This is a genomic window from Rhodoferax sp. (genome assembly GCF_034519335.1).
Taxonomy (GTDB): domain Bacteria; phylum Pseudomonadota; class Gammaproteobacteria; order Burkholderiales; family Burkholderiaceae_C; genus Allorhodoferax.
This window is the reverse complement of the sequence record NZ_JAXHOL010000001.1, coordinates 40,601-54,856: the sequence shown is the minus strand read 5'-3', so window position 1 is coordinate 54,856 and position 14,256 is coordinate 40,601. Positions and strand designations below refer to the sequence as shown.

12 protein-coding genes are annotated in these 14,256 nt (G+C 64.5%); 9 read left to right on the top strand and 3 right to left on the bottom strand.

Translation table 11 applies throughout. The features are described from left to right. Positions 1-79 precede the first annotated feature (79 nt). Together U5O12_RS00270 and U5O12_RS00265 are read right to left on the bottom strand one after the other, a co-directional pair. Positions 80-3,235, bottom strand: coding sequence for an efflux RND transporter permease subunit (locus U5O12_RS00270; protein WP_322576715.1), 3,156 nt, complete (start codon positions 3,233-3,235; stop codon positions 80-82). A gap of 7 nt (positions 3,236-3,242) precedes the next feature. Further along, complete coding sequence (locus U5O12_RS00265; protein ID WP_322576714.1) at positions 3,243-4,415, bottom strand: efflux RND transporter periplasmic adaptor subunit; 1,173 nt, start codon at positions 4,413-4,415, stop codon at positions 3,243-3,245. A 147-nt stretch (positions 4,416-4,562) separates the two neighbouring features. On the opposite strand from U5O12_RS00265, the gene hpnC reads away from it, so the two are divergent. The 9 genes from hpnC (at position 4,563) to U5O12_RS00220 (ending at position 13,516) form a co-directional block, all read left to right on the top strand. Next, a complete protein-coding gene (gene hpnC / locus U5O12_RS00260; RefSeq protein WP_322576713.1) occupies positions 4,563-5,426 on the top strand; it encodes a squalene synthase HpnC in 864 nt (287 codons plus the stop codon). A 63-nt stretch (positions 5,427-5,489) separates the two neighbouring features. Further along, on the top strand, positions 5,490-6,329 hold the full coding sequence (gene hpnD, locus U5O12_RS00255; RefSeq protein WP_322576712.1) for a presqualene diphosphate synthase HpnD: 840 nt from the start codon (positions 5,490-5,492) through the stop codon (positions 6,327-6,329). Further along, complete coding sequence (gene hpnE / locus U5O12_RS00250) at positions 6,326-7,615, top strand: hydroxysqualene dehydroxylase HpnE (protein ID WP_322576711.1); 1,290 nt, start codon at positions 6,326-6,328, stop codon at positions 7,613-7,615. Before hpnD ends, hpnE begins: the two co-directional genes overlap by 4 nt. Positions 7,616-7,677: 62 nt before the next feature. Then, positions 7,678-8,037, top strand: coding sequence for a DUF6463 family protein (locus U5O12_RS00245; protein ID WP_322576710.1), 360 nt, complete (start codon positions 7,678-7,680; stop codon positions 8,035-8,037). A 30-nt stretch (positions 8,038-8,067) separates the two neighbouring features. After that, complete coding sequence (locus tag U5O12_RS00240) at positions 8,068-8,442, top strand: hypothetical protein (RefSeq protein WP_322576709.1); 375 nt, start codon at positions 8,068-8,070, stop codon at positions 8,440-8,442. 13 nt (positions 8,443-8,455) lie between these two features. Beyond that, on the top strand, positions 8,456-9,184 hold the full coding sequence (locus U5O12_RS00235) for a TetR/AcrR family transcriptional regulator (protein ID WP_322576708.1): 729 nt from the start codon (positions 8,456-8,458) through the stop codon (positions 9,182-9,184). Between the two features lie 13 nt (positions 9,185-9,197). Beyond that, the gene (locus U5O12_RS00230; RefSeq protein WP_322576707.1) at positions 9,198-9,746 is read left to right on the top strand and encodes a DUF2867 domain-containing protein; all 549 of its coding nucleotides are present in this window, start codon (positions 9,198-9,200) and stop codon (positions 9,744-9,746) included. Then, on the top strand, positions 9,721-11,046 hold the full coding sequence (locus tag U5O12_RS00225) for an AarF/ABC1/UbiB kinase family protein (RefSeq protein ID WP_322576706.1): 1,326 nt from the start codon (positions 9,721-9,723) through the stop codon (positions 11,044-11,046). Before U5O12_RS00230 ends, U5O12_RS00225 begins: the two co-directional genes overlap by 26 nt. Positions 11,047-11,116: 70 nt before the next feature. After that, on the top strand, positions 11,117-13,516 hold the full coding sequence (locus U5O12_RS00220; protein WP_322576705.1) for a penicillin acylase family protein: 2,400 nt from the start codon (positions 11,117-11,119) through the stop codon (positions 13,514-13,516). Positions 13,517-13,546: 30 nt separating this feature from the next. On the opposite strand, the gene U5O12_RS00215 is transcribed toward U5O12_RS00220, so the two are convergent. Next, positions 13,547-14,245: an HAD-IA family hydrolase gene (locus U5O12_RS00215; protein ID WP_322576704.1), complete on the bottom strand. Its 699-nt coding sequence runs from the start codon at positions 14,243-14,245 to the stop codon at positions 13,547-13,549. Positions 14,246-14,256 lie beyond the last annotated feature (11 nt).

Below are 14,256 nucleotides of genomic sequence, written 5' to 3'. Positions count from 1 at the left end.
GGGAGTACCTGCAAGGCCTAGACCACCCATTTGAAATCGGTCAGCCCGCTATTTTAACCTGCGGAAAGACCCACTTCCATCAGACCGGCGTTGCCGGCTCGCGTTTGACCCGGAACCAGGCGGCGTACATGGCCGGCAAAGCCAGCAAAGTCAGCACCGTTGCCACGATCAGCCCGCCCATGATGGCCACGGCCATGGGGCCCCAGAACACCGAACGAGACAGCGGAATCATGGCCAGCACCGCGGCAGCGGCCGTCAGCACGATGGGGCGCAGGCGCCGCACAGCGGACTCCACAATCGCGTCCCAGGCCGGGATGCCTGCCGCGCGGTCCTGCTCGATCTGGTCGATCAGGATCACCGAGTTGCGCTGAATCATGCCCATGAGGGCGATCACACCAAGCAAGGCCACAAAGCCAAACGGACGGCCCAACAGGATCAGCGCACCCGCCACACCAGCAATGCCCAGCGGCCCAGTGATAAACACCAGCAGCGCACGGCTGAAGCTTTGCAGTTGCAACATCAGCAGGGTGAAGGTCAGGAACAGCATGATGGGCACACCGGCTACGATGGACGCCGACCCCTTGGAGCTCTCCTCCACCGCGCCAGCCACCTCAATACGGTAACCATGCAGGTTGGCTTGCTGCCACTTGGTTTCCAGCGTCTTGAGCTGGGGCATCAGTTCGGCCGTGACGGTGGCGCCCTGCAGGCCCTCCGCAATGTCACCCTGCACGGTGATGGCGTAATCGCGGTTCTCGCGCCACATCACTCCAGGCTCCCAGGTGAACACCGGCTTGGCGATCTGCGTCAGCGGGATCGATTTGCCGCTGGCCGTGGGCAGGTAGGCGTTGGCAATGTCGGTAATGGCATTGCGCTCGTCCAGCGGCTGGCGCAGCACGATGTCGATGAGTTTGTCACCCTCGCGGTACTGACCCACAGTAGTCCCGGCCAACACGGTTTTGGAGGCTTGCGCGATGGACTGGCTGGTCACGCCCAAGGCACGGGCTTTGGCTTGGTCCACTTCCAGACGCAGTACCTTGACCGATTCGTTCCAGTTGTCGTTCACACCACGCGTATTGGGGCTGGTGCGCATTACGGCCTTGACCTCGTCGGCACGGTCCCGTAGCGCAATCGGGTCAGGTCCGACCACACGGAACTGCACTGGGTACGGCACGGGCGGGCCATTGGGCAATAGCTTGACGCGACCTCGCACCTCCGGGAACTCGGCCGCCAAAATTGCGGGCAGCTTCACCCGCAACGATTCGCGCACCTTCAAATCCTTGGGGATGATGATGAACTGCGACACGTTGGTCTGCGGGAACACCTGGTCCAGCGGCAGGTAGAAGCGCGGCACGCCGGAGCCAATCCAGGTGCTCACGGTGCTCACGCCCTCTTCCGCCATCAAGCGCTGCTCCAAGCGCTGGGTGACTTCTTGGTTGGCAGCAAACGAGGTGCCTTCGGGGAACCAAATGTCCACCAACACTTCGGGGCGGCTGGAATCGGGGAAGAACTGTTGTTGCACCTTACCCATACCGACAATGCCCAGCGCGAACACCAAAATGGTGGCGCCAATGGTCAGCCAGCGGTGCTGCACGCACCAGTTCACGGTCTTGCGAAAGGTGTTGTAGAACGGCGTATCGAAGTGTTCGGTATGAACGGACTCCTCACCCGCAACGTGCTTGTGCTCCTTGAGCAGCAGCGTCCCCAGGTAGGGCACAAAGTACACCGACACAAACCAGCTCAGGATCAGCGCCAGCACCGTCACCGCGAAGATGGCAAAGGTGTACTCGCCCGTGGTGGACTTGGCCAAACCAATGGGCAAAAAGCCCACGGCGGTGATCAGCGTGCCCGTCAACATGGGCATGGCGGTCACTTCATACGCGAAGGTGGCGGCGCGCACCTTGTCGTAGCCCTCCTCCATCTTGCGCACCATCATTTCCACCGCAATGATCGCGTCGTCCACCAGCAGGCCCAGCGCAATGATCAGCGAGCCCAATGAAATTTTGTGCAGGCCAATACCCCAGTAGTACATGCCCAAAAAGGTCACCGCCAGCACCAGCGGGATGGTGATGCCCACCACCAGACCGGGGCGAATATCCAAAATCCAGCGCTTCCACAGCGGGTTCTTGCCAGGGCGCTTGTGCAGGCCCAGCGCGATAAAACTCACCGCCAGCACAATCACCACGGCCTCGATCAGCACCTTCACAAACTCGCTCACCGAGTTGGTCACGGACTTGGGCTGGTCCTGCAGCTGCACCAGCTTGATGCCCGCCGGCAAGTCTTTCTCGATGCCCTTAAACACGGACTCCAGCGAGTGGCCCAGCGCAATGATGTCGCCACCCTTGGTCATGGACACGCCCAGCGCGATCACTTCTTTGCCCTGGTGGTGCACCTTCACCGACGGAGGGTCCACATAGCCTTTGGCGATGGTGGCAATGTCTTTGAGCTGCAACTGGTTGCCGGAGGCGCCGCGGATCGGCATGGCCTGCAGTTCTTCCACGCGGTTGAACTGGCCACCCACGCGCACCTGCACCACGTCCAGCGGCGTTTGCACCGCGCCGGCGGATTCCACCGCGTTTTGCTGGCCCAGTTGGGCCAGCACCTGGTTCAAGTCCAGCCCCAATTGGGCCAGGCGCTTCTGCGAAATTTCGATGTACAGCTTCTCGTCCTGCGCACCAAACAGCTCCACCTTGGCCACATCGGGCACCCGCAGCAGGCGCTGGCGCACGTCGTCGGCAAAGGTCTTGAGTTCGGCGTAGTTGAAGCCATCGGCCTCCAGCGCGTAAATCACGCCATACACATCACCAAAGTCGTCGTTAAAAAATGGGCCGACCACACCGCCCGGCAAGGTGCCGCGGATGTCACCCACCTTCTTGCGCACGCTGTACCAGACGTTGGGCACGTCCGACGGTTTGCTGGAATCCTTGATCTGGAAAATGATTTGCGACTCGCCGGGCTTGGAATAGCTGCGGATCTTGTCGGCATAGGGCACCTCTTGCAGGGTGCGCTCGATCTTGTCGGTCACCTGCTCGGCCACCTGCTGCGCCGTGGCGCCCGGCCAGTAGGTGCGCACCACCATGGCACGGAAGGTGAACGGCGGGTCTTCATCCTGCCCCAGCTGGAAGTAGGAGGCCACCCCCAGCAGCAGCAGCACGATCATCAGGTAGCGCGTGAGCGCCGCGTGGTCCAGCGCCCACTTGGAGAGGTTAAAGCCTGGTTTCGGTTCGTCGAGGTTCATGCGCGCCTCACTTCGCAGCAGTTTCGCTGGCAGCCTTGGCGGCAGCGGGCGCTACAGTTTCAGGAGCTGCTTGCGCAGCATCTGCGCCGGCTACAGCCGACTTTTCCTTATAAATGGAGACTTTTTGGCCCGGCGACAGCACATGCACGCCTGCCGTCACCACCTGCATGCCGGGCTGCAAACCGTCGGCCACCACGGCCTCGTTGCCATCGGCCGTGGCCACGGTGATGGGCTGCAGCTTCACGGTCATGCTGGCACTGTCCAGCACCCACACGGCGGTGGACTTGCCGCTTTGCACCAGCGCGCTGGTGGGCAGCTTGATGACTTGCACACCGCTGCGGTCAAACGCCTGCGGCACCACCGACACCGTGGTGCCCAGCGCCAAGGCGTCTTTGGCATCCAGCCCCACCTTCACCACAAAGGTGCGGGTCACGGGGTCCGCACTGGCCGCCACTTCGCGCACCACGCCCTTCACGGTGGTCTTGCTGGCCCAAACCTTCACATCCACCGCAGAACCCGCCTTGATCATGGCCACCTTGTCTTCGGGCACCGAGAACACCACGTCGCGCGGGCCATCTTGGGCAATTTGCACCACGGGGGCCCCTGCGCTCACCACCTGGCCGGGTTCGGCGTTGATGGCCGTCACCACGCCTGCCATGTCGGCCACCAGCGTCGTGTAGGACGCTTGGTTGCCCTGGCTGTTGAGCTGGGCCTGCGCCTGGTCGAGCTGGGCCTGGGCGGCCTTCAGCGTAGTTTCACGGCGCTCCAGTTCGGCACCGCTGATGAAGTTCTGGTCGCGCAGCTCCTTGAAACGCTTGAAATCTGCGGCCGCGAGATCGCGGTTGGTGGCGGCAGCGGCGACCTGGGCACGCGCGGCTTCCGTCGCCAGCTTGTAATCCTGCGGGTCCAGCTGCGCCAGCACCTGGCCGGCCTTCACGATTTGGCCCAGCTCCACCGGGCGGCGCACCAGCTTGCCAGCTACACGAAAGCCCAGACGCGACTCAATGCGGGGACGCACCTCACCCGAAAACTCCGACCCGGACTGGATGTTGGCCATGCCCACCGTACTGATCTTGACCGCACGCACCGGCTCCTCAGACGGGGCAGGCTTGGAGCAGGCGGTGACGAACAACGCGGTGGCGAGCACGGCGCCTGCGGTGGTGAAAGTTCTGGTGCGCATGGTGGTGGGAGGCAAATAAAGAAAAACACACGGTGCCGGACGACCTGACCAGCACCACTAATGACCGAATGGTTAGTAATTTAGGGTAAGCCCTGATATTTGTCAAGGCACGGCAGCACAAATGGGCCCAAAGGCACAATGGCGCCCATGCCCAGCCCCCTGCCCGCCACCACGGCCGCCGCCCCCATCACGCATTACGAGAATTTCCCGGTCGCCTCCTGGCTCTGCCCGCCGCAGTTGCGGGCGCCGATTGCCGCCCTTTACCACTTTGCCCGCACCGCGGACGACATTGCCGACGAAGGTGACGCCAGCCCGGCCCAGCGCCTTGCTAGCCTGCAGGCCTATCGCCAGACCCTGCAACAAGCGGCTGAGGGTGGCAACGCCTTTGCCGACTGGCCCCAGGTGTTTGGCCCGCTGCAGGCTGCGATTGCTGCACACCAGCTGCCCGTGCAGTTGCTGCACGACCTGCTGGATGCCTTTGTGCAGGACATTGAGAAAACCCGCGATGGCACCGGCTACGCCAACGACACCGAGCTGTTGGACTACTGCCGCCGCTCAGCCAATCCGGTAGGCCGCCTGCTGCTGCACCTGTACGGCGTGCGCGATGCCCAGGCCCTGGTGGAGAGTGACGCCATCTGCAGCGCGCTGCAGCTCATCAACTTTTGGCAAGACCTGAGCGTGGACATTCCGCGCGGGCGCTATTACCTCACCGAGGCATCCCGCACACAGTTCGGCGTGTCGCAGGCCGATGTGCTGGGGCAGCGCCAAACCGAATCCGCTACCAAATTGATAGCTTCTTACGCAGATTCCGCGAGGGCTAGCATGCTAAAAGGTGCCAATTTGGTACACCGCCTGCCGGGCCGGGCGGGCTGGGAGCTGCGCCTGGTGGTGCAGGGTGGGCTGCGCATTCTGGACAAGATCGCCGCGCTGGACTACGCCACACTCACGCAGCGCCCGGTGCTGCGGGCCTGGGACTTTCCCTTGCTGCTGTGGCGCGCCGCGTGCATGTAAGAGGACGACCGTAATACGCCTGCGCGCTCCAGCGCAGGACCGCGGGATGTAACAATCCCCGCCATGACCCCAGAGCAATACGTCCAGGACAAAGCCGCCGCCAGCGGCAGCAGCTTCTACTACGCCTTTCTGTTCCTGCCCGCGCCCCGGCGCGCGGCCATCACCGCCTTTTATGCCTTCTGCCGCGAGGTGGATGACGTGGTGGACGACATGGTGGACCAGGGCGTGGCTGCCACCAAACTGGCTTGGTGGCAAACCGAAGTAGGCAAAGCCTTTGCGGGCCAACCCAGCCACCCGGTGATGAAGGCGCTGATGCCACACACTGCCGTCTATGGCATTGAGGCGCGCCACCTGCTGGGCGTGATTGAGGGCTGCCAGATGGACCTGGAACAAACCCGCTACCTGGACTACCCCGGCCTGCAGCGCTACTGCCACTTGGTTGCCGGCGTGGTGGGCGAGGTGGCGGCGCGCATCTTCGGCCAGACCGACCCGCAAACCACCGCCTACGCCCACAAGCTGGGCCAGGCCCTACAGCTCACCAACATCCTCCGCGACGTGGGCGAAGACGCCATGCGCGGACGCATCTACCTGCCCGTCAACGAGCTGCAGCAGTTTGACGTGAAGGCCCACGAGATATTGAAGCGCAGCTACTCCGACCGCTTCACCGCGCTCATGCGCTTCCAGGCGCAGCGCGCCCAGGGTCTGTACGACGAGGCGCTGGCCCTGCTGCCCGCCGCCGACCGCCGCGCGCAAAAGCCCGGCCTGATGATGGCCAGCATTTACCGTGCACTGTTGAACGAAATCATGCGCGACAACTACCAGGTGCTGCACCAACGCGTGAGCCTCACGCCGCTGCGCAAGTTGTGGCTGGCGTGGAAGGTGCAAGCCCTCGGCCGCTTATGAAGGTAGCCGTTGTAGGCGCCGGCTGGGCCGGCATGGCTGCCGCTGTGCAAGCCACGCGAGACGGCCACCACGCTACAGTTTTTGAAGCAGCCCGCGCAGTCGGGGGGCGGGCCAGAGCCCTGAATGGCACCATGCCCGACGGCACGCCTGTGGTGCTGGACAACGGCCAGCACATCCTGATTGGCGCCTATTCCGAAACCCTAGAACTCATGCGCACCGTGGGCGTGGACCCGCAGGCCACGCTGCTGCGCCTGCCGCTTACGCTGCTGTTTCCCGATGGTGACGGCCTGGCCCTGCCGGACTGGCCCAGCCCGCTGGATGCCCTGGCTGGTATCTTCCGGGCGCACGGTTGGAGTGCTGCCGACAAATGGAGCCTGCTGCGCGCCGCATCCGGCTGGCAGTTGAGCGGCTTTGCCTGTGCGCCACAGACCAGCGTGGCGGACCTGTGCCGCACGCTCACGCCCACCGTGCTGGCCACCATGATCGACCCGCTGTGTGTGTCCGCCCTCAACACGCCAGCCGCGCGCGCCAGTGGCCAAGTCTTCCTCACCGTGCTGCGCGACTCGCTGTTTGGTGGGCGCGGCAGTTCCAACCTGCTGCTGCCACGCGTTGACTTGGCCACGCTGTTCCCCCAGGCCGCTGCCGACTGGCTGCAGGCGCAGGGCGGTGTGGTGCAGTTGGGCACGCGTGTGGAGCGCATCGCTGCGCAGGGCACGGGCTGGCAAGTCAACGGCCAGGCCTTTGATGCCGTCCTGTGGGCCACTTCAGCATCAAATGCGGCCCTAGCCCTTGTAGAATCTGCGCGAGCAGCTCCTGAAACCATAGCAACCGCCATGCAATCCTGGGCCACGACCACGCAGGCCCTGCAGTTTGAAGCCATTGCCACCGTCTATGCCCATGCTGCCGGCGCCAGCCTGAGCCAGCCCATGCTGGCGCTGCGCAGTGACGCGGCCTACCCCGCCCAGTTCGTATTCGACCGCGGCCAGCTCGGCGGCCCGGCAGGTTTGCTGGCCTTTGTGGTGAGCGCCAGTGAGGGCGACCGCGACACCCTGCAAACCCAGGTGCTGGCGCAGGCGCAGGCCCAGTTGGGCCTGGCGCTCACCCCGCTGCAAACCGTGGTGGAAAAGCGCGCCACCTTTGCCTGCACGCCGGGGCTGGTGCGCCCCGCCCAGGCCATTGCACCCGGCCTGTGGGCCTGTGGCGACTATGTAGACGGCCCCTACCCCGCCACGCTGGAAGGCGCAGTGCGCAGTGGTGTGGCCGCCGCAGCCAGTTTACGAAACTAACTATCTTTAAAATTATATAAATGTTATATTTATGAAAAGTTAGTTTTCATAAAGGCATTTGTATGGCGCACACCGTTGCTTGGTTCATGGTCCTCCTGGGGCTGGGGCACATGGCCTATGGCCTGCGCAAATACCGGGCACCCTTGCGGGCGGCCTGGGCTGGTGGCTACATTGGCCAGTTCGCCGCTACCGAGGAGCGGCGCACCGCCTTCTGGTTCATGATTTTTAGCCCGCTGCTGGTGCTGGCTGGCCATGCTGCCCTGCACGCCGCCGAAGTGGGCGATCTGGCCCTGCTCACCATCCTGGGCGGCTACCTGCTGCTCACCGGCGTGCTGGGCGCTGCGGCCTTTCCCAAGTCACCGTTCTGGGCGGCGCTGCCCGCCGGGCCGCTGCTCATCGCCGTAGGCCGCGGCTGGTTGTAGCTGGCTCTGGCCGTAAAAGGAAACACCGCCATGTCCAGCTCCGCATTCAGCGCTAAGGTCTTTGCCGTCTACTTGTTCCTGGCGGGTGCCGTGCTCATCACTGTGCCCAACCTGCTGCTGTCGCTGCTGCAGATTCCGCCCACGCCCGAGGTGTGGATCCGGGTGGTCGGCCTCGTCGCCTTCATGATTGGCGTGTACGCCTGGGTGGCGGCCAGCCATGAGTTCAAGCCGTTTCTGGTCGCCTCGGTCTACACGCGCTTCATCGTCTTTGTGGCGTTCACTGCCTTCGCCCTCGCGGGGCTGGGCAGCCCCATGATCATCCTGTTTGGCCTGGCCGATTTGGCTGGCGGCATCTGGACCTACACCGCCCTGCGCGCCGATGCCCGCTGGGACGGCACGACCTAACTCTGTAAACACCATGCGCACCACCAAAGCCCAACAAGCCCAAAGCCACCGCCTGCTGATCCGCACGGCCGTGGACCTGATGACCCAGCACGGGTTCGACGGCACCACCATGAAGCAGATCGCCCGCGCTGCCGAAGTGGGCGATGCCACCATCTACAAGTACTTCCCCAGCAAAGAGAAACTGGTGCTGGCCTACTTTGAGCAGGCTGTGGGCGACGCCATCGCCCAGATGCGCAAGACCAAAGGGCTGGACAAGTTTGGCCTGCAGGAGCGCATGCAACTGCTGGTGGACCACCTGCTGGAAACGCTGCTGCCCGACCGCGAGTTTGTGGCCCTGGCGCATCAGTTGCTGAACAAGACGCCACTGGCCATGCTCAGCGGCGCCCTGCCCGGCAAAGCGCTGCTGCAGGCCGCGTTCACGGAGATGCTGGAGGCTGCAGAGGCCAGCGGCGAGATACCACCCTGCGGCTTTCAGGGCAGCCTGTCCAGCCTGATGGCGGACTATGTGTACGCCGTGCTGGGCTTCTGGCTGCGCGACACGTCAGACGGTTTTGCGGACACCACCCGCATGACGGACCTGAGCCTGAGCGTGCTGACCGTGGCGCTGCGCAGCGGCCTGGTGGACCGCCTGCTGGAGCTGGGCGGCTTCATGCTGCGCAGCCAGCTTTCCCGCCTGCTGCAACCCGGTGGCGGCTGGCTGGACCTGATGCAACGCGCCCGCCAAACCCTGCAAACACCATGACCCCCTCAGCACCATGACCGCCGCAACCATCTCCGAAACCCCGCTGCCCGCGCACAGCCAGATCGCCCAGCGCACCGCAGGCGCCGACTTTGCCGACTGCTACACCTTTGCCGACCCGCTGCCCCAGGGCAACGCCATGGAAACCTACATGATCGTCATGGGCCGCACGCCGGGCTGGATGAACTTTCTGATGTCGGTGCGCAACCAGGCCGTGCGCCTAGTGGGTCTCAAGCACCTGGGCAGCATGCAGCTGAAACTGCAGGCCCAGGGCAGCAAACCCGCCGCCAGCTACGCGCTGGGCGACCGGGCGGGCATTTTCAGCCTGTGTTACCTGTCGGCGCCCGAGGTCATCTTGTGTGACGACGACAAGCACCTGCGCGTGGAAGTGTCGGTGTGCAAACACCAGCACAACGGCCAGCCCGTGGTGTCAGTTAGCACCGTAGTGCACAACCACAATGCGCTGGGCCGCGCCTACATGGCCATCGTGGGGCCAGTGCACCGGCTCATCGTGCCAAAAATGTTGCGCCAGTCTTTGCATGCCGCACGCACCGCGCACCAGTAAGCTCGCGCGCAGCGCCATCGTGGGCGCAGCCGCCGCACAGGCCGGTGCCACGCAGCTGGCGCGCTCGGCCACGCGGCTGGTGCAGCGCAATGGCAATGCTGCCGACCAGGAAGCCGCCCGTGCCGAGCACGAAGCCAAGATGGGACGCATTGCGTTTACCGCACTCAACCAGCTCAAGGGCACGGCGCTCAAGGCCTCGCAGCTGCTGAGTATGGAACTGGGCCTGCTGCCCGAGGGCGTGCGCCAGCAGCTGGCGCGTGCGCACTACCAGGTCACCCCGCTGAACCGCGCGCTGGTGCTCAAGCAGTTGCGCCAAGAGCTGGGCGACAGCCCCGAGGCGCTGTTTGCCGACTTCGACCTGCAGGCCTTTGCCGCCGCCAGCCTGGGCCAGGTGCACGCAGCCACGCTGTTCAGTGGCGAGGCCGTGGCCGTGAAACTGCAGTACCCTGGCATGGCTGCCACCATCCAGAGCGATCTGTCCATGCTGCGCCTGTTGCTCAAGGGCATCAGCCTGGGACCCGAGGCACTGCCCAATGCCGACATCCAGGCCCGCGTGATGGACAACATCGCCCAGACGCTGACGCAAGAACTGGACTATGTGCACGAAGCACAACAGCTACAGTGGTTTGCCCAGCACCTGCAGCACCCGCAATTGGTGCTGCCCCAGCCGTATATGGACCGCACCACCCCGCGCGTGCTGACCATGCAGCGCCTGCACGGCCTGCACCTGGCCGAGTGGCTGGCCACCCAGCCCAGCCAGGCCCAGCGCGACCACTATGGTCAGCTGCTGTGGGACACCTTCATGCAATGCGCCTGGGGCTTGCAGCGCCTGCAGGCCGACCCGCATGCCGGCAACTACCTGTTCATGGAGGGCGGCCGGCTGGGCCTGTTGGACTTTGGCTGCACGCGCACGCTGTCGCCCCTGTTTTGCGAGCAGGCTGCCATCGCCTGGAAGGCCGTACTGCGCCAGCCCAAAGACACGGCGGCGCTGCGCAAGGCCTACCTCGCGCTGGACCTGATTGACCCCGCGCTGGACCTGCGTCGCTTTGAGACCGAGCTGCTGCCCGCGCTGGCGGGCTGGCAGGACTGGCAATGCCTGCCACTGCAGAGCGCGGTGTATGACTTTGGTCAATTGCCCCCACCGCCCCAACCCGATGCAGCCGCCCGAAGAGCCGCCACGCTCCACATGCACGCCCTGCCCCCGGACCTGCTGCACTTTGACCGTGCCCACCTGGGGCTGACCGAGATGCTGCGCAGCCTGGGCGCCCGGGTGCGCACCACCAACCCCTGGATTTTTTAGGGCGCGGCGGGCAATTTTGGTGGCACCATAGCCACCGGGGCCGTGTTGCGCCCTGCAACCCCCTCTCACCATGAAGCTTGTCCTGAAAATCGTTGGCAGCCTGATCGCCTTGCTCCTGCTGGCCGCATTGGCCCTGGGTGGCTGGTACCTCTACCAAAAGCAACCCGTGCGCAGCGGCACGCTGGAGATGGCCAAACTCAGCGCACCGGTGAGCGTGCAGTTTGACGAACGTGGCGTGCCCCACATCCGCGCCGAGAACCAGACCGACATGTACCGTGCGCTGGGTTATGTGCACGCCCAGCACCGCCTGTTCCAGATGGAAATGGTGCGCCGCCTGGCCAAGGGCGAGCTGGCCGAAATTCTGGGTCCCAAGCTGGTGGAGACCGACACCCTGTTTCGCACGCTGGGCATACGTGCCCACGCCAAGGCCACCGCCGCCCAAATGGACATGAGCACCCCGGCCAACCAGGCCCTGCTGGCCTACCTGGACGGCGTCAACCAGTACCAGGACACACACCGTTCCCCCATCGAGTTCGACATCCTGGGCATCCCGCACCAGCCCTTTACGCCCGAAGACACCATTGCCGTGTCGGGCTACCTGGCCTACAGCTTCGCTGCGGCGTTTCGCACCGAGCCGCTGATGACCTTCATCCGCGACAAGCTGGGGGCCGACTACCTGCGTGCATTCGACATCGACTGGCACCCCGAAGGTGTGGTCACCGCGCCCACGGCCCTGAGCCAGCGCGACTGGGACGGGCTGAACCGCATCGCCGCCATCAGCCAGGACGCCATGGCGCTGGCCGGTGTGCCGCTGTTTGAGGGCAGCAATGCCTGGGCCGTCTCGGGCAAACGCACGGCCAGCGGCAAGCCACTGTTGGCGGGCGACCCGCACATCGCGTTTTCCACCCCCAGCGTCTGGTACGAGGCGCACCTGAGCGCACCCGACTTCGAGCTGTACGGCCACTTCCAGGCGCTGAGCCCCTTTGCGCTGCTGGGCCACAACATGGACTTTGGCTGGAGCCTGACCATGTTCCAGAACGACGATGTGGACCTGGTCGCCGAGAAAGTGAACCCCGAAAACCCGCAGCAGGTCTGGTACAACGGCCAGTGGGTGAATCTGACCACACGCTCGGAAACCATCACCGTCAAAGGCGCGCCGCCGGTCCAACTAAGCCTGCGCCGCTCGCCGCACGGCCCCCTCATCAACAGCGTATTCAAGGACAGCCTGGGCGACACACCGATTGCCATGTGGTGGGCATTTCTGGAAACCGAAAACCCGATACAACAGGCTTTCTACGAGCTCAACCGCGCCGACACACGCGACAAGGCTCGCGAAGCCGCCAGCAAAATCCACGCACCCGGCCTCAATGTGGTGTGGGCCAATGCCAAGGGCGACATTGGCTGGTGGGCATCGGCCAAGCTACCCCAGCGCCCGCTGGGCGTGAACCCCACGTTCATCCTGGACGCCAGCAAGGGCGAGGCGGAGAAGCCGGGCTTTTATGCCTTCATGTTCAACCCGCAGGAAGAAAACCCGGCGCGCGGCTACATCATGTCGGCCAACCACCAGCCCCAGCCCAGCAGCGGCGTGCCAGTGCCCGGCTACTACAACCTGCCAGACCGCGCGCGCCGCCTGGACGCGGTGCTCTTCAACCCCAAAACCCTGTGGGACAGCAAGGCTGCGCAGGCCTTGCAACTGGACACCAGCAACGGTTATGGCCGCCGCATTTTGCAAAACCTGCTGCCCGTGATGCAGTCCGTGGTGACCGACCCGAACGAAAAAGCCTTTATGGAGCCGCTGGAGAAATGGGACGGCAACTACACCACCGACAGCATTGCCGCCACCCTGTTCAGCCAGATGCTGTACGAGCTGGCCAAAGCCGCCATGGAAGACGAACTGGGCGAGGTGCAGTTCAAAAACCTGCTCAGCACGCGTGCGCTGGACTTGGCCCTGCCCTTGCTCGTGGCCGACCCCAGCTCCCCCTGGTGGGACAACAAAAACACCAAAGCCACCGAGAGCCATTTCGAGACCGTGCGCATCGCCTGGTCCAACACCCTCAAGCACCTGCAAGGCCTGTATGGCACCAGCCTGCTGGACTGGCGCTGGGGCGTGGCCCACACCGTGACCCACGGCCACCCCCTGGGCCGGCAAAAGCCGCTGCATCTGCTGTTTAACGTGGGGCCTTTCCCGGCACCTGGCGGACGCGAAACGCCCAACAACCTGTCCAACCCCATTGGCCCCGCGCCCTGGGCCGTGACCTATGGTCCGTCCACACGCCGGGTGATTGACTTTGCCGACGCCAGCCGCGCCGTGGGCATCAACCCCGTGGGCCAGAGCGGTGTGTTGTTCGACTCGCATTACGCCGACCAGGCCGAGCTGTACATCGCCGGGGGTTACGTGCCCCAGCACCTGAGCGAGGACGATGTGCGGGCGCACACCGAAAGCACCCTGCGCTTCAAGCCGGCACCCTGACAGCTGGGCTGGCCCTGCGCAGGCCGGGCTTCAGCCTGCGATGAGCAGGTCGCGCAGCTCGGTCAGGCTGGCCACCGTGGCATGGGGGTGCTGCGCATGGCTCCACAGGTGCTCGGCGCGGTTCACCCACACGGCCTGCATGCCCACGTCCAGCGCGCCCAATACGTCCAGCGCGGCATCGTCGCCCACGTGCAAGATGTGCTGGGGTGCCACCTGCAAGGCACGCGCGGCGTCCAAAAATATCTTCGGGTCCGGCTTGCCCACGCCCGCATCACGCGCACTTATCGCACCCGTAAAGTAAGCCCCCAGCCCCACCTTGTTGACGTCGGCATTGCCGTTGGACACCGCATACAGCGGCCAGCGCTGCGCCATCCAGTCCAGCGTTTCCAGCGCGTCGTCAAACAGCTCCACGCGCATGCGCTCGGCAAAAAACACGTCAAAGGCCGGATTGGCCAAGTCGGTGTCATCGCCTGCCCGCTCCAGCGCCAGCCGGATGGACTCGCGCCGCAGCACACTCAGGTCGTGGGCCTGCGCAGCCCATTGCCGCTCGGTGTCCTCGCGCAGCGTGCGGCGCGCGTGCGGGTCGGCATACAAGGTGGCGGTGGCCGGTGCGTATTGCAGCAACCAGGCATGCAACACCTTCTCGGCCCGCTCGATACACGGCCAAATGGGCCACAAAGTGTCGTCCAGGTCCAGGGTAATGGCCTTGATGGTGGAGAGTTGCAGCATAGGTGCGGGAG

Coding starts and splice junctions, on each gene's coding strand:
- U5O12_RS00245 (WP_322576710.1), top strand. CDS start 7,678: ATGGCGCACACCGTTGCTTGGTTCATGGTCCTCCTGGGGCTGGGGCAC.
- U5O12_RS00215 (WP_322576704.1), bottom strand. CDS start 14,245: ATGCTGCAACTCTCCACCATCAAGGCCATTACCCTGGACCTGGACGAC.
- U5O12_RS00270 (WP_322576715.1), bottom strand. CDS start 3,235: ATGAACCTCGACGAACCGAAACCAGGCTTTAACCTCTCCAAGTGGGCG.
- U5O12_RS00265 (WP_322576714.1), bottom strand. CDS start 4,415: ATGCGCACCAGAACTTTCACCACCGCAGGCGCCGTGCTCGCCACCGCG.
- U5O12_RS00220 (WP_322576705.1), top strand. CDS start 11,117: ATGAAGCTTGTCCTGAAAATCGTTGGCAGCCTGATCGCCTTGCTCCTG.
- hpnE (WP_322576711.1), top strand. CDS start 6,326: ATGAAGGTAGCCGTTGTAGGCGCCGGCTGGGCCGGCATGGCTGCCGCT.
- U5O12_RS00240 (WP_322576709.1), top strand. CDS start 8,068: ATGTCCAGCTCCGCATTCAGCGCTAAGGTCTTTGCCGTCTACTTGTTC.
- hpnD (WP_322576712.1), top strand. CDS start 5,490: ATGACCCCAGAGCAATACGTCCAGGACAAAGCCGCCGCCAGCGGCAGC.
- U5O12_RS00235 (WP_322576708.1), top strand. CDS start 8,456: ATGCGCACCACCAAAGCCCAACAAGCCCAAAGCCACCGCCTGCTGATC.
- U5O12_RS00225 (WP_322576706.1), top strand. CDS start 9,721: ATGCCGCACGCACCGCGCACCAGTAAGCTCGCGCGCAGCGCCATCGTG.
- hpnC (WP_322576713.1), top strand. CDS start 4,563: ATGCCCAGCCCCCTGCCCGCCACCACGGCCGCCGCCCCCATCACGCAT.
- U5O12_RS00230 (WP_322576707.1), top strand. CDS start 9,198: ATGACCGCCGCAACCATCTCCGAAACCCCGCTGCCCGCGCACAGCCAG.